General features: G+C 57.0%; 22 protein-coding genes. All 22 read left to right on the forward strand.

Going from position 1 to position 21,914, the window contains the following annotated elements; genetic code table 11:
• Positions 1–1,138 (forward strand): sodium-translocating pyrophosphatase (locus EH55_RS05395; RefSeq protein ID WP_037975525.1); only part of this gene is annotated, 1,138 nt, incomplete at its 5' end.
• A 103-nt stretch (positions 1,139–1,241) separates the two neighbouring features.
• Positions 1,242–2,981 (forward strand): DNA primase, encoded by a 1,740-nt coding sequence (dnaG, locus tag EH55_RS05400; RefSeq protein ID WP_037975527.1) that lies wholly within the window; start codon positions 1,242–1,244, stop codon positions 2,979–2,981.
• Between the two features lie 197 nt (positions 2,982–3,178).
• Positions 3,179–4,342, forward strand: coding sequence for an RNA polymerase sigma factor RpoD (gene rpoD / locus EH55_RS05405; RefSeq protein WP_037975730.1), 1,164 nt, complete (start codon positions 3,179–3,181; stop codon positions 4,340–4,342).
• Between the two features lie 109 nt (positions 4,343–4,451).
• Positions 4,452–4,724, forward strand: a complete 273-nt coding sequence (locus EH55_RS05410; RefSeq protein ID WP_037975529.1) for an RNA-binding S4 domain-containing protein — start codon at positions 4,452–4,454, stop codon at positions 4,722–4,724.
• Between the two features lie 124 nt (positions 4,725–4,848).
• Positions 4,849–5,505 (forward strand): redox-sensing transcriptional repressor Rex, encoded by a 657-nt coding sequence (locus tag EH55_RS05415; protein WP_037975531.1) that lies wholly within the window; start codon positions 4,849–4,851, stop codon positions 5,503–5,505.
• 82 nt (positions 5,506–5,587) lie between these two features.
• The gene (gene yajC, locus EH55_RS05420; RefSeq protein WP_037975535.1) at positions 5,588–5,989 is read left to right on the forward strand and encodes a preprotein translocase subunit YajC; all 402 of its coding nucleotides are present in this window, start codon (positions 5,588–5,590) and stop codon (positions 5,987–5,989) included.
• 79 nt (positions 5,990–6,068) lie between these two features.
• Entirely contained in the window at positions 6,069–7,451 is a 1,383-nt protein-coding gene (gene secD, locus EH55_RS05425) for a protein translocase subunit SecD (RefSeq protein ID WP_037975537.1), read from the forward strand.
• 17 nt (positions 7,452–7,468) lie between these two features.
• Positions 7,469–8,350: a protein translocase subunit SecF gene (gene secF, locus EH55_RS05430; protein WP_037975539.1), complete on the forward strand. Its 882-nt coding sequence runs from the start codon at positions 7,469–7,471 to the stop codon at positions 8,348–8,350.
• 146 nt (positions 8,351–8,496) lie between these two features.
• Positions 8,497–8,853 (forward strand): LapA family protein, encoded by a 357-nt coding sequence (locus EH55_RS05435; protein ID WP_037975731.1) that lies wholly within the window; start codon positions 8,497–8,499, stop codon positions 8,851–8,853.
• A gap of 113 nt (positions 8,854–8,966) precedes the next feature.
• Entirely contained in the window at positions 8,967–10,514 is a 1,548-nt protein-coding gene (locus EH55_RS05440; protein ID WP_141730588.1) for a single-stranded-DNA-specific exonuclease RecJ, read from the forward strand.
• A 27-nt stretch (positions 10,515–10,541) separates the two neighbouring features.
• On the forward strand, positions 10,542–12,887 hold the full coding sequence (locus EH55_RS05445; RefSeq protein ID WP_236617082.1) for a RelA/SpoT family protein: 2,346 nt from the start codon (positions 10,542–10,544) through the stop codon (positions 12,885–12,887).
• Entirely contained in the window at positions 12,884–13,327 is a 444-nt protein-coding gene (gene dtd / locus EH55_RS05450; RefSeq protein WP_037975542.1) for a D-aminoacyl-tRNA deacylase, read from the forward strand. The genes EH55_RS05445 and dtd overlap by 4 nt, the downstream gene beginning before the upstream one ends.
• Before the next feature lie 5 nt (positions 13,328–13,332).
• Positions 13,333–13,962 carry an MBL fold metallo-hydrolase gene (locus tag EH55_RS05455; protein ID WP_037975544.1) on the forward strand — a complete coding sequence of 210 codons (630 nt, stop codon included), beginning with the start codon at positions 13,333–13,335 and terminating at the stop codon, positions 13,960–13,962.
• Between the two features lie 5 nt (positions 13,963–13,967).
• Positions 13,968–14,660 carry a JAB domain-containing protein gene (locus EH55_RS05460; protein ID WP_051682680.1) on the forward strand — a complete coding sequence of 231 codons (693 nt, stop codon included), beginning with the start codon at positions 13,968–13,970 and terminating at the stop codon, positions 14,658–14,660.
• A gap of 42 nt (positions 14,661–14,702) precedes the next feature.
• Positions 14,703–15,758 carry a rod shape-determining protein gene (gene mreB / locus EH55_RS05465; RefSeq protein ID WP_037975546.1) on the forward strand — a complete coding sequence of 352 codons (1,056 nt, stop codon included), beginning with the start codon at positions 14,703–14,705 and terminating at the stop codon, positions 15,756–15,758.
• 14 nt (positions 15,759–15,772) lie between these two features.
• Positions 15,773–16,564 carry a rod shape-determining protein MreC gene (gene mreC, locus EH55_RS05470; RefSeq protein WP_037975548.1) on the forward strand — a complete coding sequence of 264 codons (792 nt, stop codon included), beginning with the start codon at positions 15,773–15,775 and terminating at the stop codon, positions 16,562–16,564.
• Positions 16,561–17,028 (forward strand): hypothetical protein, encoded by a 468-nt coding sequence (locus EH55_RS05475; RefSeq protein WP_051682681.1) that lies wholly within the window; start codon positions 16,561–16,563, stop codon positions 17,026–17,028. The genes mreC and EH55_RS05475 overlap by 4 nt, the downstream gene beginning before the upstream one ends.
• A complete protein-coding gene (mrdA, locus tag EH55_RS05480; RefSeq protein ID WP_051682682.1) occupies positions 17,021–18,838 on the forward strand; it encodes a penicillin-binding protein 2 in 1,818 nt (605 codons plus the stop codon). The genes EH55_RS05475 and mrdA overlap by 8 nt, the downstream gene beginning before the upstream one ends.
• 23 nt (positions 18,839–18,861) lie before the next feature.
• Positions 18,862–19,542 (forward strand): septum site-determining protein MinC, encoded by a 681-nt coding sequence (locus EH55_RS05485; RefSeq protein ID WP_037975551.1) that lies wholly within the window; start codon positions 18,862–18,864, stop codon positions 19,540–19,542.
• 28 nt (positions 19,543–19,570) lie between these two features.
• Entirely contained in the window at positions 19,571–20,371 is an 801-nt protein-coding gene (gene minD, locus EH55_RS05490; protein WP_037975743.1) for a septum site-determining protein MinD, read from the forward strand.
• Between the two features lie 9 nt (positions 20,372–20,380).
• On the forward strand, positions 20,381–20,719 hold the full coding sequence (gene minE / locus EH55_RS05495) for a cell division topological specificity factor MinE (protein WP_051682693.1): 339 nt from the start codon (positions 20,381–20,383) through the stop codon (positions 20,717–20,719).
• Positions 20,720–20,754: 35 nt separating this feature from the next.
• Positions 20,755–21,876 carry a rod shape-determining protein RodA gene (gene rodA, locus EH55_RS05500; RefSeq protein WP_037975553.1) on the forward strand — a complete coding sequence of 374 codons (1,122 nt, stop codon included), beginning with the start codon at positions 20,755–20,757 and terminating at the stop codon, positions 21,874–21,876.
• Positions 21,877–21,914 lie beyond the last annotated feature (38 nt).

Consider the following 21,914-nt stretch of genomic DNA (forward strand, 5'->3'; position numbering starts at 1 on the left):
AGCCCTGCGCATGGGGCTCGGCATCACGGGCGTCTTCATGCTCGTCGGCCCCTTCTTCATCACAAAATGGATATTCCACGGAGACATCACCCTCTTCTGGGCGGTCCTCTCGGGAGTCCTCTGCGGGCTGCTCATCGGTGCGGCGACTGAATACTACACCTCCGGCGACTACGGCAGCGTCAAAGAAATCGCCCAGGCCTCCGAGACTGGTGCGGCGACCAACATCTTGGCGGGACTCGGCGTAGGCATGAAATCGACGGCCATCCCCGTCATCCTGGTCTGCTGTGCGATAATGGCCGGAGTATTCTTCGGCGGGCTCTACGGCATATCCTGCGCGGCCGTAGGCATGCTCGCCATAACCGGCATGGCCCTTTCAGTAGACGCCTACGGTCCCATAGCCGACAACGCGGGAGGCATCGCCGAAATGGCCGAACTCCCCGAAGAAGTCCGCAACATCACCGACAAACTCGACGCCGTCGGCAACACCACGGCGGCCGTCGGCAAAGGCCTTGCGATCGGCTCCGCCGCGCTCACGGCCCTTGCACTCTTCGTGACCTTCGCGCAGGCCACGCGGCTCAAAGCGATAGACCTACAGAACCCCGCCGTGATGGCCGGACTCTTCATCGGCGGGCTGCTCCCCTTCATCTTCAGCGCCTTCTCCATCCAGGCCGTCAGCCGCGCCGCTGAGAAAATGATCGAAGAAGTCCGCCGTCAATTCCGCGAAATCCCCGGTATAATGGAAGGCACGGGACGTCCGGAATACGAGCGCTGCGTAGACATCTCGACGGCGGCGGCGCTGAAAGAAATGATAGTTCCAGGGCTCATGGCGGTCCTTGCTCCCGTAGCGGTAGGCTTCCTGCTTGGTCCGCAGGCGCTGGGCGGCATGCTCGGCGGCTCCATAGTCACGGGAGTAATGATGGCCATCTTCATGTCCAACGCTGGAGGGGCGTGGGACAACGCTAAGAAATTCATCGAGTCCGGTGCGCACGGCGGCAAAGGCAGCGCGCCCCACGCCGCGGCGGTCGTCGGCGACACGGTGGGCGACCCGTTCAAAGACACGGCCGGCCCGAGCCTCAACATACTGATCAAGCTGATGTCCGTCGTCGCTACCGTACTCGCTCCGCTCTTCGTTATGTAACGCTATAAAATCCGCAGAACGCGTGATAATATTGGAAGAGGGAGAGATTACTCTCCCTCTTCTGCTCTTTGAAGAAATATAACTGTTTTATGAGGTGAATTTCATGCCAGATGACGACGTTAGGGAAATCAAATCAAGGCTTGACATCGTTGACGTCGTCTCTGAATATGTGAAGCTCAAAAGAAACGGACGCACATTTTGGGGCTGTTGCCCCTTTCACAATGAGAAGACCCCGTCGTTCTCGGTCTCTCCGGAACGTCAGACCTTTCACTGTTTCGGCTGCGGCAAGGGCGGCGATATTTTCACCTTTATTATGGAAGCGGAGCATCTTGAATTCCGCGAAGCGCTCGAACGCCTTGCCGAAAGGGCGGGAGTCGCACTGTCACAGCGTGGAAAGGGACGTTCGCCAAAGGGCGATAAGGAGATCAACCGCGCGGCGCTGGACTTTTTTACAGAATCCTTGAACGGCGCCGGAGGCGAACCGGCGAGAAAATATCTCGAAAAGCGTTCTATCGCGCCCGAGGACTGCCGCCGCTTCGAACTTGGCTGGGCCCCGAATTCATGGGATATGCTGTCGCGCCGTCTCGAAAAAGCTGGCTACAGAGCATCTGTGCTTGTGGACAACGGGCTCGCATCGGTTGGAAAGAGCGGAGGCTGCTACGACCGCTTCAGAGGGCGCCTTATGTTCCCGATATACAACATTACAGGACGGCTCGTTGGCTTCGGCGGACGGATACTCGACGGCGAAGGCGCGAAATATCTGAACAGTCCCGAAAGCAGATTATTCAATAAACGCCATAACCTATATCTGCTCGACAAGGCGAAGGGCCCTATGAGCACCATGGGGCATGCGATACTGGTAGAAGGGTATTTCGACGCGATACGCGCGCATCTCTGCGGCTATACTAACGCAGTCGCCTCGCTCGGCACTTCTCTGACGCAGGAGCAGGCGGCTTTGATAAAACGAATGACCGGACTCTGCTATGTGTGTTATGATTCTGATTCCGCCGGACAAGAGGCGTCGCTGCGTGCTATGTACGTCTTGCAGGGCGAAGGCGTCGCGGCAAGGCGCGTTGTCTGGCAACAGGGGAAGGATCCCGATGAATTGTTGCTTCAGCCCGACGGCGGGGAGCTTTTTGAAAAAGCTCTTAAAAGCGCGCTGCCGCTACCGCTCTTCCACGCGCAGTTGAGAAAGCGCGATATGGAGGACCCACTGAAGGTCGAAGCCGCAAGGCGCGACCTGCTTGACGGGTTGGCGTCGCTTTCTGTCTTCGACCTGACGCCGTATCTCGGCGAGTTGGCGGAGATTCTGGGAATTTTCCCGCACGAGGTGCAGAACCTCGTCGCGGGGCGCAGAACGAAGAAAGGCGACGGCAGCGGAGGCGGAGCCGCTGGAAGGGGGAGTTTTTACGCTTTCGGCGCGACACGCGGCGCTGAAAACGATATAGAGTGCATGATGTGCAGCATGCTGTGGAACAATAAAAAGCTTCGCTCTGCTTTCAGCATGGAAGAGCTGATGAGCTTCATGGACGATCCTGACGTGCAGAACGTCGTCTACGCGCTGCTTGGCGGCGATGATATTGATGCCATTGAGAGACGCTGGCAGCAGACTGGCGAGACGCGCGGAATGGAGATAGTGGCCAGGGGGAACGGCCTGCTCGCAAGGGAAGGGATGAACGAAGAAACGGCCGCAGAGCTCGCTGAGGCGCTGAGGCAGCGCTATTTGAAAAAGAGGAAGGATCTTTTGCTTGACAAAATCAGGAACGGAACTATCAACGAGAAGGAATACGAAGAGTATTATAGATATATAAGGTCATTAAAAGGAGGGAATACAAGGGCATGAAAAAGGCGAAAAGTAAGAAAACAAAAGAAGAAGTTATGCCTGAAGCAGTCTCCCCAGCATCCAAAGAACCTGAGGGCGCCGAAAATGTGTATGATATTCTGAACGAAGAGCCGAAGCCGGAGGAGATTGGACTTTCGGAGAACGGCGAGATCGATGAAATTGCTATCGACGAGCCCTCTGGCGACGATTCCGATTTGATGAACGCCGTATCCAAGGGGGAAGGAGACGATGACGCCGCCCGTCTCGGAGAGGGCGACGATCAGGATTCCGTCGATTACAGCGCGTATATCGACAATGTGCGCGAACTGCTCCACGAGGGACGCGAAAAGGGCTTCGTCACATACGAGGATATAGAAAAGAGGATGCCTAAGGACTTCCTCACGGCCGATATACTCGATAATCTCTATACTAACCTGATGGAACTCGGCGTCGACGTACTGGACGAGCCGAAAACAAAGGTCGACCCGTCAGAGGGAGAGGCGCTTATCCCAGGTGCGGTGAGCAGCGAAGAGATAGGAGACCTTGAAGATCTGCCTCTTTCCGATCCTGTGCGCATGTACCTGCGTGAGATAGGCAAGATACCTCTGCTCACTTCGGAGGATGAAGTCGTGCTTGCAAAGGGCGTCGAAGCGGGCGACAACTCCTGCAAGGACAAGCTCGTGGAGGCAAATCTGCGCCTCGTCGTCAGCATTGCGAAAAAATACATAGGGCGCGGGATGCTTTTTCTTGACCTTATTCAGGAGGGCAACCTTGGACTGATACGCGCGGTCGAAAAGTTCGATTATCATAAGGGCTACAAATTCAGCACCTACGCGACTTGGTGGATTCGCCAGGCGATCACGCGTGCAATAGCCGACCAGGCCCGCACGATACGCATCCCCGTGCATATGGTCGAGACGATAAACAAACTGATACGCGTATCCCGCCAGCTCGTACAGCGCCTCGGGCGCGAGCCTACAGCCGAAGAGATAGCGAAGAACATGGAGGTCGATCCGAATCGCGTAGAAGAGATACAGCGCATCGCTCAGGAACCCGTCTCACTTGAGACTCCTATAGGAGAGGAGGAAGACAGCCAGCTCGGCGACTTCCTTGAGGACAAGGACCTTCCGAGCCCTGAGGAGGCGGCCGCGAGCCAGATTCTCCGCGAGCAGCTCGATGAGATGCTCGACGACCTGACGGACAGGGAACGTGAAGTGCTCCGCCTGCGCTTCGGCCTGGAAGACGGGCACGCTCATACGCTCGAAGAGGTCGGGCGCCGCTTCGGTGTAACGCGCGAGCGCATCAGGCAGATCGAAGCGAAAGCGTTGAGAAAGTTGAGGCATCCGAGCCGCAGCAAAAAGCTGAAAGATTTTATTGAATGAGCTCCCTGCGGCGCAAGCTGTAGTTGCTTCTGTCGTTCGGAATCTTTGTAATTTATTGCACAAACTTCCGATTAGCTTTATACTTCTGTGATATAAGCGAGGTGCGGCAGTGAGACTTGATAAATTTTTAAAGCTTTCACGTCTGGTGAAGCGCAGGACTGTGGCGCAGGAGATGGCGGAGATAGGCGCGGTGCGCATAAACGGACGCGTCTGCAAACCCTCCGCCGAGGTAAAGGAGTACGACACCTTAGATATAGCGTACCCGCGGCGCATACTCACCGTAAGAGTGCTGACCGTTGACGAAGCCGCCCTAAAGCGCAACGCTGAAGCCTACGAACTCGTCAACGAAGAAAAAGCTGACTCGGAGAGCAGACCGTGGTAGGATTCGTCAATTATTTTCGTTTGGAAGGTGAAGTAACGTTGTTTCATACATCTGTTGTACTACAATGCCGCGCTTTTCGCGTGAGTGCAGAGAGTTGCGCAGCTTTGCTGGAGGATAAGAGCAGATGAAGGTCGCGGAACCGACGGTCGAAAGGCTGATACAGTATTACCGGCTCATGGCGTCCATGAAGGAGGAAGGGCGGAAGGTCGTTTCCTCGCTTCAGATAGGAGAGATGCTTGGCATTAAGGCAAGCCAGGTGCGCAAGGACCTGTCGTACTTTGGAGAAATAGGCAAGCGCGGAGTGGGCTATCATGTGAACCGCCTCTGCACTCATATCGAAAACATACTCGCGTCGCCGCGTGTATGGCACGTCGCGCTCGCCGGCGTCGGCAATCTCGGCACGGCGCTTATGGGGCACGCGGCTTTCCAGAGCTATAAGTTCAACGTTGAAGCTCTTTTTGACGTGGACCCGGAAAAGGTCGGTAAAAAGATAATGGGGGTCGACTGTTTCCACTCCGACGAGATAGCGAGGGTCATGGAGGAGCGCAACATCGAAGTCCTTCTGCTGGCGGTGCCGGCCTCCGCGGCTCAGAGCTGCGTCGATCAGGCTGTGCGTTCTCCGACGCTTAAAGGGATACTGGCGTTCACGCCCGCAACCGTGATAGTCCCGGACAGGATACTATTCTACAGGGTGGACATATTCGTCGAGCTCGAAAAGCTTCTTTTCTTCCTCAAGGAGCGCGAGAAGAATACTTTGAAGCCGGGCGAAAAAATAGTATAGTCTAACTGATGATGTCATGTTAAAATAAACTGGTGTGCTGGATATTGGCATAAAGTATTGTGTATTGTAAGGAGGAATTTTTTTGGGTCAGCAGGGCGGAATGGCAGGTATGTTGTTGCCTCTGGCAATGTTTGCGGCGATTTTCTACTTTATGATCATCAGGCCGCAGAAGAAAAAGCAGAAAGCGCACGATGAGATGCTAGCCAGCATAAGCAGGGGAGACACGGTGATCACCGCCGGAGGCTTCTTCGGCATAGTCCGCGACATCCTCGACGACAGCTATCTTGTCGAACTGGACCAGGGCGTTACGGCGCGCATTTTAAAGAGCTCTATTTCGATGAAGAAGGGCGAAGGCAGCAGCGTGTCCCAGCAGCCGAAGAAAAAGAAATCCAAGAAAGCCGAAGAACAGCCCGCCGAAACAGCGGCGATCGAAGAAAGCACGGCCCCCGCGGAAACGGCGGCGGACGGCGAAAGAGAAGCTTAGCATTTATCGGTAAAGATTTGGATTTTTGCGGAGAGGGCTTAAAGTCCACTCCGTTTTCTTTGCAGGGAGGCGCATTAGAATGTTAAAAAGAGACAGGTGGCGGCTCATAGTTGTCGCCGCGGTTGTTCTCATCGCCGCAGCAGTGGCGTTTCCGATAAAAGGAAAAGTACGCCTTGGGCTCGACCTCAGAGGCGGCGTTCATATAATACTTCAGGCGAAGGGCACGCCTGAGAACCCGCTTACAGCGGACAGCCTTGAAAGGCTTCTCGTAGTTCTGCGCTCGCGCATAGACCAGTACGGCATCGCGGAGCCGCTCATCCAGCGCGAAGGCGAGGACAGGATAGCGGTCGACCTTCCCGGCGTAGAAGACCCTGAAGCGGCGCTCGATCTGATCGGGCGCACCGCAGTTCTTCAGTTCCGCCAGGTGCTTGGAGAATCTCCGAGGGTGCCGGCGGAGCCGATACGCTCCAATTATGACAGCGACGATCAGTTCAAAGCTGCCGAGGGACGCTGGAATGCCGCGAAGAACGAAGTCGAAGAATATGTTAAGCAGATGGAGGAGGCCGTTAAGACGAACCCCGACATGCTCGTAGCGAAGAGCGAGAGCGGCAGCGCCTACCTGCTTGGCAAGATGTACGTCGGCGGCGGCGACCTCACCAAGGCCGAGACGAACTTCGACCAGTTCGGCAAGGCGGCCGTTTCGCTGAAATTCAACCCCGAAGGCGCAAAGCTCTTTGATGAGGCGACGGCGGCGAATATACAGAAACAAATAGCGATCGTCCTCGACAACGTAGTCATTTCGGCGCCTGTCGTGCAGCAGCGTATCTCGGGCGGCGAAGCTCAAATCACCGGCTCTTTCACGACGGCCGAGGCAAACCGCCTCGCTATCATGCTCCGCGCGGGGGCTCTGCCCGTAGAGGTAGAGGTGCTGGAGAACCGCTCGGTCGGACCGTCGCTCGGCGCCGACTCGATACATGACGGCGTGAAATCAGGCCTTATCGGCGCGGCGCTCGTAGTCGTCTTCATGATCGTCTACTACGGGATGCTCGGCATCGCGGCCGACATAGCCCTCGCCGTCGCGATGCTCCTCGTCGTTGCCGCGATTATCGCTCTGAAGTCGACTCTTACTCTGCCGGGCATCGGAGGTATGGTGCTTACGATAGGCATGGCGGTCGACGGCAACATCCTGATATACGAACGAATGAAAGAAGAATTCCGCTCAGGCAAAACGATAATGGCGGCCCTCGACGCCGGCTTCCGCAAGGCTCTGGTCGTCATACTCGATTCGAACATAACGACGCTTATCGCAGCGGCGATTCTGTTCTACTTCGGCAGCGGCCCGATTCGCGGATTCGCTGTAACGTTGAGCGTCGGCGTCGTTGCGTCGGTTTTCTGCAACACGGTGGTTACGCGGACACTGCTGGGCGTGATGCTTTCAGCCCGCAAAAACGCTACCTTTTAGAAATGAGGCAATGACAAATGGCTACCTTTGACGCTTCAAAGCTCAATTTCCAATTCATGAAGTACAGAAAGATACTGGTAGGGCTCAGCCTCGTATGTATCGTCGCGTCCATCGCCCTACTCTGCACTAAGGGGCTTAATCTGGGAGTCGACTTCACCGGCGGGCTCGTCCTTCAGGTGAAATTCGACCAGCCGACGGACATTGCCAACGTCCGTTCCGCTCTTTCAAAGATCGGGCAGGGCAACGCAACGATACAGGCGTTTGACCAGAACGACGTTCTGCTTCGCTTTCAGGCTCAGGATGAGCAGGTCCGCAAAAATGTACTCGCGGTCCTTTCCGCCGATATAGGAGGCTATAAGATTCTCCGCGTCGACAAGATCGGTCCTGTCGTAGGAAAAGAGCTCCGCGCACAGGCCGGATATTCGCTCTTCCTCGCGCTCGCCGGGATCCTTATTTACATGGCTTACCGTTTCCGCCTCCGCTTCGGCGCAGCGGCGGTCGCTGCGCTGATGCACGACGTTATCTTGATGCTCGGGGCGTACAGCCTCACCGGCAAAGAAATCTCCGTGACGTTCATCGCGGCGGTCCTTACTGTGGCCGGTTACTCTCTGAACGACTCGATAGTAGTCCTCGACCGCATACGCGAGAACTGGGGAAGTGTACGCAGCGTGGGCATCGAAAAGCTCGTCAATACGTCGGTCAACCAGACGCTGTCGCGCACGATAAACACTTCTGTGACGACTTTGCTTCCTGTCATGGCGATGTTCCTTTTCGGAGGAGAAGTCATAAGCAATTTTGCGTTTGCTTTCCTCGTCGGCATCGCCGTCGGCACCTACAGCTCGATCTACATCGCGAGCTCGCTGCTCGTCGAATGGTACAGCCGCTCTCCGAAATTTTAAAAATTTCCCTGCGGCTCTTACAATACTGAAAATCTCTCCCGCCAGAGCGGCGGAGAGAGATTTTTTTTATTTTATGTTGTATGATATACCGGTATATGAAGATGCGCGGAAGAAAAATTTTTCTTTCGCAGACGGGGGGATTTCGCTTGAAAAGTTATATTCTTGCCATTGTGCTGACTATGTTTGTATCAGCTCTGTTCGCCTTTCAGAATATCGGCGATGTCACGGTGCGTTTTCTTATATTTGAATGGGTCTTTCCGCAGGGCGTCTGGGAGGTCGTGCTCTTTTCATCCGGCGCGGCGGTCATGTGGTTCTTTTCTCTCTTCTCGGTCTTTGAGGTGCGCTCGAAGATGAAGAAGGAATTGAAGGCAAAGGATGAGAAGATCGAAACGCTGGAAAAAGAGAAGAAAGCGATACTCGACACGCTTGCCCACGGCGCCTCCGCGCCCCAGGAGAACGCGGCGCAGGCGGCCGGACGGTCAGAAAGCGAGACAACAGATTAACATTGGTTGTCCGCTGTACAAAAGATTCTCTTAATATTTACAGAAGGTCTGAGACATCCGCAGAGATCGCCGCTAAGTTCAGCTGTTCGCCGCTTCAGGCGTCGCTTCTGGAGATGCGCGGGGTCACGGCCGACGATATGCCAGCGGAGGTGCGCGACTGGCTCTCACCCTCTCTCTCGGGGCTGCTGGAGAAGCTGGACCTTGGGGAGAGGGGCAGAAGATCGGCGGAGCTCATAAACGGTGTTACACCGTCGTCGAGAGTCGTTGTCTACGGCGACTACGACGTGGACGGTATATCCGCGACGGCGATAGCGATGGAGCTCGTGCTCGCGCGCGGGGCGCACGTGCGCTATTTCATTCCTCACAGATTCAATCAGGGATACGGCCTGCATAAAGACGTAGCCGAGACGATAGCTAAGCACGGCTGCGATCTTGTTATAGTCGTCGACTGCGGCTCTCAGGACGCGGAAGCCGTCGAGGCGTTGAAATCGTCCGGAATCCCCGTAGTGATATTCGATCATCATCTCGTAGAGAGCACTCCCGCCGCGTGTGACGCGATCATCAACCCGCAGATCGCCGGAGACCCGGCCGCAAAAAAGCTCTGCGCCGCCGGCGTCATATGGTGTTGGATATGGCAGAACGAGCTGCTTCCTGAGAGCTCGCTGATGCGCGTGCTCGACGTCGTGGCTCTCGCTACGATAGCGGACTGCGTTTCACTCGCCTCGCCTCTGAACAGAGCGCTAGTACGGGAGGGGCTCAAATCCATCCGCACTCAGACGCGCCCAGGGCTTTCGATTCTGATGGAACAGCTCGGAATAACACCTTCCGCCGTGGACACGGAGGACCTCGCGATGAAGGTGATACCGTGTCTTAACGCGGCGGGGCGCCTCTATCTCGCGGATCTTGCGGAGGATATACTTTTCCCGGGAAAGAATCTCGCGTTGAACGTGAGCCGTCTCATCGCGCTCAACCGCAGAAGGCGCGAGCTTTCCTCGAAGATACTCGATCAGATCGACACGGCGTCGGAGGGCGATTATAAATATGTGCTGACGAACAGCGAATGGTCCGTCGGAGTTTTGAGCAGCGTCGCAAGCCGCATCTGCAGCGAACGTAACTCGCCGGTGGCGCTCGTCGCATCCGCGGGCGGCGTTATGCGCGGCACGCTGCGCATGCCCTCCGACGGCGACGCAGTCGGCGTGCTGAAGAAAATAGCGCCTTTGCTCAACACGTGGGGTGGGCATCGTCTTGCTGCCGGCTTCAGCGTGAAGGCCGAAAACTGGGAGAAGGTCCGCGAACTTCTGGAGGAAATGCTTTCCCTCGTGAAACCGGTGCCCGAAAAAGAAGATCTGCTCTACTGGGAGCCGGGCAATATGGACATCGACACTTGGTCCGAGGCCGCGGTGCTGGGCCCATTTGGGATGGACAATCCATTCCCTCTGCTTTATTCCCCGTGCAATGGAAAGATAAACATCCTGCCGCTGGGCAGGACGGGCAAGCATGTCAAGGTGGAGACGGGATCCGCTTCGCTTCTCGCGTTTGGTGCGGCCGACATGTTCGGCGACGCCGCGGATATCGAAGGCTGGGCGTATAAGCCGCGCATCGACACGTGGCGCAGCGTCACGTCGCTGCAGTTCGTGCTCGAAAAAATGGTGATGCGCTGATTTCAGCGATATACGGCGGCTCTTTTCATGGAACGGATAAATGGTAACGCTCAAGCGGCGGCGGCGAACGCCCGCACCGCACATATGAAGGAAATAGCCGGAAGGGGTGGCTTCCCTGCTGTGGAAAAGGAGAGCCGCGCGCTGATGGAGGGCTATTGGGGGCGTGTCTCGGAGGAGCAGCGCGTTCCCTCTCTGCGTCTTGCGTGGCAGGAGCTGTGGGCCAAGATGACCCTTTACCTCCCAAAGGAGGACGCCAAGAAGGTCGGCGAAGCCTTCGTCTTCTCGTCGGTCGCGCACGCTCATCAGCGCCGCCACAGCGGCGAACCTTACGTTATACACACCGTGAGCGTCGCGGCGATACTCGCCGGCATGAAATTCGACAGGGACGTGCTGATCGCGGCTCTGATGCACGACGTGCTAGAAGACACTGAAGTTACGCCAGAGCAGCTCGAAGAAAAATTCGGAAGCGACGTGCACGCGCTCGTCGACGGCCTGACGAAGCTGGGGAAGCTGCAATTCAACTCGGAAGAGGAATATCAGTCGGAAAATCTGCGCAAGATGTTCTCGCATATGGCGAAGGATATACGCGTCGTCTTTATAAAGCTTGCGGACCGTCTGCACAACATGCGCACGATATCGTCTCACAGACACGAGAAGCAAGAGAAAATCTCACGCGAGACTCTGGATATTTACGCGCCGCTCGCGCACAGGCTCGGAATGTATCAGATAAAGCGCGAGCTCGAAGACCTTTCCTTCTGCATACTCGATCCTGAGACCTACTATGACATCAAGCGCCGCGTGCGCAAAAAGCTGCCGCGCCGCGAAGAGGTCATAAAAAAGGCGATGGATATCCTTAATCAGAAGATCGCCGAAGAAAATATAGCGGCGTCGATCAAGGGGCGGTCGAAGCACATTTACAGTATCTACTGCAAGATGCGCCGCAAGAATCTATCGTTCGACCAGCTTTACGACATCCTTGCGCTTCGCGTGATCGTGAAGACTATTGGAGAATGCTACCAGGTGCTGGGAATAGTCCATACGCTGTGGAGCCCGATTCCCGGGCTTTTCGACGACTATATCGCTAACCCGAAGAGAAATCAGTATCAGTCCCTTCATACGACGGTAATAGGGCCGGAGGGCGACCCGCTCGAGGTGCAGATACGCACCGAGGAGATGAACCTCCTAGCCGAATACGGTATCGCGGCGCACTGGAACTACAAAGAAGGCGGCCGCAAAGTCGACGAGATGGACAAGCGCCTGAACTTTATACGCATGGCGCTAGATTCGGTACGGCCTCCGGCATCAGTGGGGGACGCGCCGCATAAGGAAAGTTCGGGAGCTGATTCGGAAAGGACGCTCTTTCTCGATAATCTGAAGACCGACGTCCTTACGGAAGAAGTCTTCGTATATACGCCCAAGGGGCGCATCGTACGCATCCCGAAGGGCTCCACGTCGATAGACTTCGCCTATGCAGTCCACACTCAGGTAGGGCACACCTGCGTCGGAACGGTCATCAACGGCCGCATAGCACCGCTCGACCAGGAGCTGAAGGACGGCAACATCGTAAAGATACTTACCTCTCCGCAGGGCAAGCCCTCCCGCGACTGGCTGAAGATAGCGAAGTCGAGCCGCGCGCGCAACAAGATAAGATCGTGGTTCCGCCAGCAGGAGAGCCAGGGACGCGACGAAAAATTGAAGCACGGGCGCGAGCTCCTCGAAAGAGAGGCGGCGCGCCGCTATCCGAATGTAGAAAACCCGCTCTCCTCCTTTACCTCACAGCTCACGCATATCGCGCGCGAACTGGGCTACGGCGGCCTTGACGACCTGACGGTCGCAGTCGGCGCCGGCATCCATTCCACCGCCGCGGTCTTTGGACGCCTGCCGGCGGACGCGTCGAAAGCGCAGGCGCCGGTGCCTGACGCGGCTTCGGCTCAACCCCGTAAAGAAGCGGATTCGGAGGTCGTAGTCGACGGCGTGCAGGGCGTCCTCGTGACCCTCGCGCAGTGCTGCAGGCCGATACCGGGCGACGAGATCGGCGGCTTCGTAACGCAGAGTAGAGGGATTTCCGTCCACCGGAAGGATTGTCGAAATTATAAAAAAAGCGACGAATCGAGGCGCGTCGACGTCTTCTGGGGAAAGCCGAAGGCCACGCGCTACATTGCGCGCGTAAACGTCGAAGGCGTGGAGAAGCCCTCTCTGCTCGCCGATATCGTACAGACGACGGCGCAGATGGACGGACTCGTATCGCGCGTAATACACAACACGAGCTCGCGCGTCGTGGCTGATTTTCAGGTCAAGGACCTCGAACATCTTTACAGGATCATGGGCAAACTCAATAATATTCCCGGAGTGCTGGAGGTCAATAGAGAATGAAAGCTGTTCTGCAGAGGGTGACGTCGTCGAAGGTATCGGTCGAGGGCAGGGCTATAGGCGAGATAGGGCGCGGGATAACCGTGCTCCTCTGCGCTGTGCCTGGCGATACACAGAAGGATGTCGACTGGCTTGCCGAAAAAATAGTGAATCTCAGGATATTCGACGACGAAGAGGGCAAAATGAATCTTTCACTGAAGGACGTGAAGGGCTCGGCTCTCGTCGTCTCGCAGTTCACGCTCTGCGGAGACTGCCGCAAAGGCCGCCGCCCTTCGTGGGCGAAGGCGGCAGCGCCGGAATTCGCGAACGAAATGTATGGGAAATTCATCGAGGCTGTGAAAAAAAACGGAGTGCCTACAGAACATGGGCAGTTTCAGGCATATATGGCCGTGGATATTCAAAACGACGGTCCCGTGACATTGATAATAGATACTAAGGAGTGAGCGAAATGGAAATAAAAAGGTTTCCGCTCGGAATGTTATGGACAAACTGTTATCTCATATGGGATGATAACGGCGACGGCTTTATAGTCGACCCGGGCGGCCCTGCGCAGGATGTCGCTGATTTTGTCCGCGAAAAAGGAATAAAGGTGCATAGAATCCTCCTGACGCACGGGCACGCCGACCATATCGGCGGTTTGGAGCAGCTGCGCGGCACGGCTGATCAGGGGGTTGCGGTTCACGAGGAGGACGCCGACTGTCTTACAAGCCCGGGCAGAAACCTTTCTTCCTACATGGGCGGCGAGGTGGAGGCGCGCCCGGCGGAAAAGCTGCTGCGCGACGGAGATAGAATGACTGTCGGAAAGATGACCCTCGAGATAATACACACGCCGGGGCATACGCCGGGGGGAATCTGCATCGTCGTTTCTGACGGCGGCGAAAAAATACTGATTTCCGGCGACACGCTCTTCGCCCGCTCGATAGGCAGAAGCGATCTGCCCGGCGGTGACGAAGATACTTTGATAGAATCTCTTAAGAGGCTTGACGATTTTCCAAAGGATATGCGGGTCTTCCCGGGGCACGGGCCTGAAACGACTATCGGCGCGGAGAAGCTTTATAACCCTTACTGGCCGAGATAGGAGCCATGGAGTTTTCGAGCCTCCCATCAGATGAAAAACCGCGTGAAAAGTTATTCACGCACGGCCCCTCGTCTCTTTCGCTGGCGGAGCTCGTCGCGGTATTATTGAGGACGGGCCGGCAGGGCGAGGACGTAGTCGAGATGTCGCGGAATCTTATAGCGCGCATGGGCGGCCTGGAAGGGCTGACGCGCGCGGCGACCGAAGAACTTTTGCAGGAGAAGGGGCTGAAGCAGGCGAAGGTCGCCTCTCTTGTCGCTGCGCTTGAGCTCGGCAAGAGGATAGCTCTTCTCAAAAGCGAAAAAAGAGGGGACTGGAAGCAGCCGTTGCTCGCTAAGGCGCTTGAAGTTAAACATATGGAGCGCGAATGCATCTACGCTTTCTTCCTCGACGTTAAGGACAGGGTCATAGGGGAGGATGTGATATCCTACGGCGGGCTTTCAGGCGCCTTCCTCGACATGCCGTATCTTTTCCGGCAGGCCGTGAGGCTGTCGGCCGCGAAAATCGCGCTGATGCACAACCATCCCGACGGCTGTGCCTCGCCGAGCAGAGAAGACCTATCCCTTACAGAGCACGTCGAGCGCGGCCTGCGCTGTCTCGGAATGGAACTCAAGGGACACTATATAGCAGCGGGAGGAGAGCTTTATACGGTAAAGGGTGAGGAAGTTTCGCCGGACGCGGCGGATTCCGCAACGAATTGACTTACGGTGCGGCAGGATAAAAATCGAAAGCTGGTGTTTTAATTGTTCAGTTTTAAACCAAACCTCTTCAGACAGGATGTAGGAATAGATATAGGTACGGTTAACACCGTGATTTATGTAAAATCCAAGGGGGTCGTGATAGACGAGCCCTCCGTCGTAGCGGTGCGCAGGCGTGGCCGCAAGGGACAGAAGGAAATAATAGCGTTCGGCTCCGCGGCTAAAAAGATGATCGGGCGCACGCCCCAGGGCATAACGACGCTGAAGCCGCTCTCCTACGGAGTCATAGCGGATTTTGACATGACGCGCTATATGATACGCCACTACTTGTCTCAAGCCTCGCCGCAGAACGGCTTTTTCTCGCATCCGCGCGTCGCGGTCTGCGTTCCGGCCTCCGTCACGGAGGTGGAAAAGCGCGCCGTCGTCGAGGTGACGCTCGCGGCTGGGGCCAAAGAGGCTTTTGTCGTCGAAGAGCCGCTCGCCGCGGCTATGGGCATCGGCCTTCCGATAGACGAGGCGCGCGGCACGATGATCGTAAACATGGGCGGAGGCACCTGCGAGGTTGCAGTCATATCTCTCGGAGGCATAGTTATAAACCAGTCGGTAAGGGTCGCCGGGGAGGCGCTCGACGAAGCGATCGTCTCGCTGCTCAGGCAGAATTACACACTCGCTATAGGCGAAAGCACCGCAGAGGAGATAAAGATCGCGATAGGCTCGGTGATACCTCTCGAGCAGGAGTTGAGGATGGACGTCAAGGGAAGGGATCTGCTGAACGGGCTCCCGCGCGTCATAAGCATCGGTTCGGAGGAAGTCCGCGAGGCGATGGAGCCCGTCATAGCCCAGATAGAAGAGACGGTACATTCGACGCTCGAACGTACTCCGCCGGAGCTCGTGCGCGATATAGTCGACCAGGGAATCATGCTCTCCGGGGGGACGGCGAACCTACGTGGGCTCAACATACGCTTCGCGGACGCCCTCAACGTTCCCGTGCATATCGCGGACCAGCCGGTCTACTCCGTCGCGCTGGGGCTTGGAAGGATGCTTGAAATGCCGCGCGGGAAGGAGAGCGTGTCAGTCACAGTTGAAAAACAGGATGCGTAGGGAGGAGGCGGATAATGCGGATTCTCTGCCGCGAGAGCCGGCCGTGGCTTAATTCCTTCATTTCGGTCCTCGCAGGGGCGGCGATCCTCTTTTTATCTGCGGGCACAGACGGCGTGAAACACGGAGCCGTCGAGCTTGTGAACGGAATTCTCTCTTATCCCGAGAAGCCCGTCCTCTACCTGCGCAACATCATAAAGCTGAGCGGGAACTGGGTCCTCGAGCGCGACAATCTTAACGAGCGTGTCGAGAAGCTCGAGCTTAAAAACCTCGCTCTCGAGGAGGCGTTGCAGCGCGCCGGAGTTAAAAGCCCGGCGCCGAAGGGCGGCTATCTGCGCGCCGTCGTCACGCTGCGCTATCCTCAGGAGTGGTGGCAGGAGCTTCGCATCGACAGGGGGGCTCAGGAGGGCGTTCGCGAAGGGGCGGCCGTCGCTTCCGAGGGCTTTCTCGTAGGACGCGTGACGCGCGTCTCCGCCCACTCGTCGTGGGTCGAGCTTATAACTTCATCCTCCTTTCTTATCGCGGCCGCGGTCGACCAGACTCGCGACCTCGGCGTCGCCGCCGGCGACGGCAGGGGGCATCTGCGCCTGCTTTACATTCCCGAAGAGAGGAACGTCAGGCGCGGGATGAGCGTTTCGACATCGCTGATGAGCGACGTAATCCCACCGGGGCTTGCGATCGGCACGATAATCGGGATCGACGAGGAGAAGGAGGGGTATAAGGAGATGCGCCTGAGCGCCGGCGCTCACCTTACGCAACTCTACAACGTCGACGTCTTTATGCCTTCGAGCGGAGGCGCGCAGCGATGATTCTGCTTTCTTTGATATGGCTGCTGCAGGATTTCGCGCAGCTGCTGCTGATGGGCATCTGCATGATACCCGACGTCTTCCTGCTGACGATTCTTTTTATCGCGCTGCTGCCGGAAAAGTCAAAGGAGGAACAGTCGAAGCTCGTGTGGATAGCCTTCTTCGGCGGCCTGTTGTGGGACCTTCGCTGGACGAACCTCCCAGGGCTCACCTCCGCGATCAGCGGCGGCGTCATAGGTCTCGCCTGCTTCATCTGGCAGAAGCTTCCGGCGATTGGGCGCACCCCCTTCGCGTTCATGGCGGTTTCGGCGTTCTGCGAGCTCGTCTACGCGCTCGGACATTATTTCTTTTGGACGATACCGAGCCAGAGCGCGCTGCGCCAGTTCATCGTGCAGCAGCTTATAGCGGTGCCGGTGATAATAATTTTTGCGTGGCTTTTCGGCAGGGCTTCCGAAAGAAATGGCTGAGCAGAAATATTCAAAATTCGATACGATGAGGCGGCTCCGCTTCCTGCAGTGGGCGCTGCTCTTTTCTTTCACGCTGCTCGCGGCGGGGCTCTTTTATTTTCAGGTCGCGAACGGCGACACCTATGTCAAGCTTGCTTCCCAGAACAGGCTGAGGATACTGCGCATACTTCCGCCGCGCGGCGGCATCGTAGACATAAACGGCGCGCCGCTGGCTGTCAACGTGCGCACCTTCAACATAAACGGCTATCCGGTCGACCTGCAGAAGGAAGAGAACGTCAAGATCGTGACTGAGTTGCTCAACCGCAGCGGGATACCGATGACGGAGGAAAAATTCAGGGAGACCGTTTCAAAGCAGTATTCGGCCCCTTACCGCGCGATAACCGTAGCGACGAACCTCACCTTCGCGCAGGTCGCAGAGCTGGTAATGGATAAAGATTTCCGCCACGTGCTCTTCCCGACGCCCGTCTGGCGGCGCACTTACCCTGCGGCGCAGTACGCGGCGCACGTCGTCGGCTATGTCGCCGAGATAACGAAAGAGGAGCTTGAAGCGAAAGACACGGAAATTTACCGCGGCGGCGACATGATAGGCAAAAACGGCGTCGAGGGCGAGTACGAAGATTCGCTGCGCGGAGCCGCCGGCGAAGAGGTTATAGAGGTGGATTCGCGCGGCAGAAAACTGCGCGACGTGAGCTATGTGAAATCGACAAAAGGAAAGGACATGATGCTCGCCATCGACCTCGCAGCTCAGCGCTACGCGGCGGAGCTAATAGGAAAATACAGAGGCAGCGTCATAGCGATGAACGTCAACGACGGCAGCGTGCGCTGTCTTTACTCATCGCCTTCCTTCGACCCGAACCCTCTCACGTGGGGCATCACACATAAAGAATGGGCGGCCCTGACCGACCACCGCGAAAGGCCGATGATGAATCGCGCCATATCTGGGGCGTATCCGCCGGCTTCGACGTTCAAGATAATCACGGGCTCGGCTCTGCTTGAAAGCGGAGTCGCGAACAGAAATACGACGGTCTACTGCCCGGGCTACTTCGAGCTCGGCGGCAAACGCTTCCGCTGCTGGAAGCACAGTGGACACGGACGCGAAAACATAATCGCAGCGCTCCGCGATTCCTGCGACGTATTTTTTTACGAGCTCTCGAACGAGATGGGGATAAGCAGGCTTATCCGCACCGCGTCGAAATTCGGAATCGGAAAAAGGACCGGCGTAGATATAGCCGGCGAAGCGTCGGGGACTCTCGCCGGCCCGGAGTGGAAGAAGAGGAGGATAAAGGAGAACTGGTACGGCGGCGACACAGTCAACTATTCGATAGGGCAGGGCTACGTGCTTATGACGCCGCTGCAGGTCGTCCGCGCCTATGCGGCCATAGCCAACGGAGGGAAACTTTTGAAGCCGCGCCTGAACACTGAAGCGCCGGTCGAAAGTATCCCTCTCGATATTCGCCCCGACGTGTTAAAATTGATAAGGCGCGGCGTCGAAGAAGTTACCAGAAGCGGCACGGGGCGCAGAGCCGCGAATTACGGCATAAAGATCGCAGGCAAGACGGGGACTGCGCAGAACTCGCAGGGCGAGGACCACGCGTGGTTCGTCGGCTACGCGCCGGTCGACAAACCGCAGTACGCGGTGGTCGCGATCGCGGAAGCCGGCAAGGGCGGATCGTCCGTCGCGGGGCCGATAGTGGGAAAGATGTTGAATTTCCTGATAAACGGCAAAAAATACGCGGAAGAGAAGCCGCAGGAAAAGAAGGAAGCGGCCGGGCGAGGAGCTGAAGCGCCAGCTGACGGACAGGAACGCTGATTTTTTCTCGTGGGGGTTGAAGAATGATTCAATTGAAGGGCAGACAGGCAGGGTCGCTGCGATGTATCATACCTGCCGACATGAGCGAGCGCGAGATGCTCGAAGGCTTCGAGACGCTGCTTTCGACGGGCGGCCGCCTGCTCAAAGGAAACAACGTCGAGATAGATCTTCAGACGCGGGCCTTCAAGCCTGAACTGCTCTTAAAAATCTGGAAAAACTTTATCGAACCTGCCGGCTGCACCGTCTCGCGTTGGATCGCGGCGGACGGAGGCGCAAGAGAGCTGCTCGTCAGAATGGGCTTTTGCGCTTCGGCAGACGGAGGCTTTCCTTTAAAAAACGGATACAGGGGCGAACGCGAGGCGGAAGAAAAAAGCTTTCCCGGCTTCGTCTATTTCGGCACGCTGCGCGGCGGCCAGAGCATAGGGCACAACGGCGATATAGTCGTGATCGGCAACGTGAATCAGGGCGCCGAGATCGCCGCGAAGGGAAACGTCACAGTGATAGGGCGGCTTAACGGTCTCGTACACGCCGGCTGCGGCGGGGACGACGGCGTTGCGGTCGTCGCGCGCTCCCTCGAAACGGGGCAGGTCCGTATAGGAACGAAGCTCGGCATTATAGACAGGAATTCGCCTTTCTGGGGAAGAGCTGTTACATTGAAAATAAACGACAATGAAGTTCAGGTCGCTCCGTGGCCGGAGCTTTGAAGGGGATGAAACCTTGGGTGGAGAAAAAATGAAGTGCAGAACGATCGTGATTACTTCCGGCAAGGGCGGCGTCGGCAAAACGACGGCGACGGCGAATATCGCCGCGGCGCTCGCCCAATCGGGCTATAAGGTCGTAGCCGTGGACGGAGACGTTGGGCTGCGGAACCTCGACGTCATAATGGGACTCGAAAACCGCATAGTCTACACGCTGATCGACGTCATCGAAGGGAATTGCCGGCTGAATCAGGCGCTTATCCGCGACAAGAGGCTCGATAGCCTCTATATGATTCCGACGGCGCAGTCGAAGACTAAGGACGCCGTCTCCGCCGAGCAGATGGAAAAGATATGCGCCGACCTCGCGCCGGATTTCGATTTCATATTGATAGACAGCCCGGCGGGAATAGAGGCCGGCTTCCGCAACGCGGCCGCCGGCGCCGCGGAAGCGCTGGTCGTGACGACGCCGGAGGTCTCGGCGGTGCGCGACGCCGACCGTATAATCGGGCTGCTGGAATCGATGGGCAAATCGCCGATAAAGCTTATCGTGAACAGGATACGCCCCGAGATGGTGAAGCGTGGAGAGATGCTGAGCGTCGACGACGTACTCGACATACTCGCGGTCGACTTAGTCGGCGTGATACCGGACGACAAATCGATCATCACCTCGGCGAACAGCGGCGAGCCTCTTATCTTTTCAGCTGCGACGAAGGCGGGAGAGGCTTTCAAAAATATTTCCAAACGCATATGCGGCGAAAGAGTGCCCTTCATGGACCTCTTCGACAACGACGGCGGAGTTTGGGCGTCTATCCGCAGATTCTTTTCCAAAGGGTAGGTGGACGAAGTGGGAATACTTGACTGCCTGGGCGGGCTTTTCGGCAGACAGAAGAGCGGCAGCGTCGCTAAGGAACGCCTTCAGCTCGTCCTGATACACGACAGGAACGACATATCGCCGGAGATCTTGAACGCTCTTCGTGGCGACCTGATAAACACGATAAAAAAATATCTTGAGATAGACGAGAACGGCATAGAGCTCGACCTCAACAGAGAGGATCACTCCGTAGCGCTGCTTGCGTCAATACCGCTGAAGAACATGAGGAGGCACGCGCCCGAGGCTCCTCAGGCGCAGCAGAAGACGTCGCAGAAGGTCCAGGCGCAGGAGAAGAAGGGAAAGAAAAAGTAAGCGGAGCTGAATAATTTTTTGCGCCGCGCTCTGAAATGGCTGAAAAATTTTCCACCTCTTGGGCGGATATAAGGACCTACACGGACTGGCTACTGCTGGCCGCCGGGCTGCTGCTCTTCTGCTTGGGGCTCGCCGCGATATACAGCGCGAGCGCGTCCTTCGCTAAAGGCGGCGCGGCGCTCTCCGGCTTCGTCATAAAGCAGGCGGCGTGGGGGGCGATCGGCTCGCTGATCTATATCGCGGCGGTCAAGGCGGATTACCGGAATTTCATGAAGTACGCGGCGCCGCTCTTCGCCTGCATGGTGCTTACGCTGATCGTCCTGCTGCTTTCGGGGCACAGCGCGCGGGGGGCGCAGCGCTGGTTCAATTTCGGATTTTTCCGCTTCCAACCGTCGGAGTTCGGCAAGGTTGTATTCGCGCTTGCGCTTGCCAAGCTCTGCGCCGCGTTGCCGCCGAACAGCCCGCGCAGGATATGCGCCGCCTGCGCCGTCGCCGGAGCGGCGATACTGCCGATAATGCTTCAACCCGACTTGGGCAGTTCTCTTGTTTACGCCGTAATGCTTTTAGCGGTTTTTGTGGCTGCCGGTATGCCTGTGAAGTTCCTCGCCTCGATCGTCGGCGCCGGACTCGCGGCTCTGCCTTTGCTCTGGTTCATAATGAAGCCCTACCAGAGGATGCGCGTTATGGTTTTCATCGATCCGACGGTAGACCCGCAGGGCGCCGGCTATAACGTGATTCAGTCGCGCATAGCGGTGGGCTCGGGCGGGCTTTTTGGAAAGGGCTTCATGCACGGCACTCAGGGGAAGCTGCACTTTCTGCCGGAGCCCCATACGGATTTCATATTCAGCGTTTTTTCCGAGGAATTCGGCTTTTTGGGCTGCTCCGTCGTTTTGCTGCTTTTCGCGCTGCTGCTCTGGCGCGTCTTGAATATCGCGCAGTATACGAAGGATATGCGTGGAAAATTGTTTTGCGCGGCCGTCGCGGCGTGGCTCTGGTTCCAGATAGCCGAGAGCGTCGCTATGAGCATGGGGCTCGCGCCGGTGACGGGGATACCGCTGCCCCTCTTCAGCTACGGCGGCAGTTCCATACTCGTCATATCGCTCGCGCTCGGCCTCGTCCAGAGCGTTAACGTCGCCGCGAGGCAGGATAGATTCTGACTCGAATATATACGCTGCGCGCTTTTGCGCGCTACGCT

The sequence above is a fragment of the Synergistes jonesii genome, assembly GCF_000712295.1.
Taxonomy (GTDB): Bacteria; Synergistota; Synergistia; order Synergistales; family Synergistaceae; genus Synergistes; species Synergistes jonesii.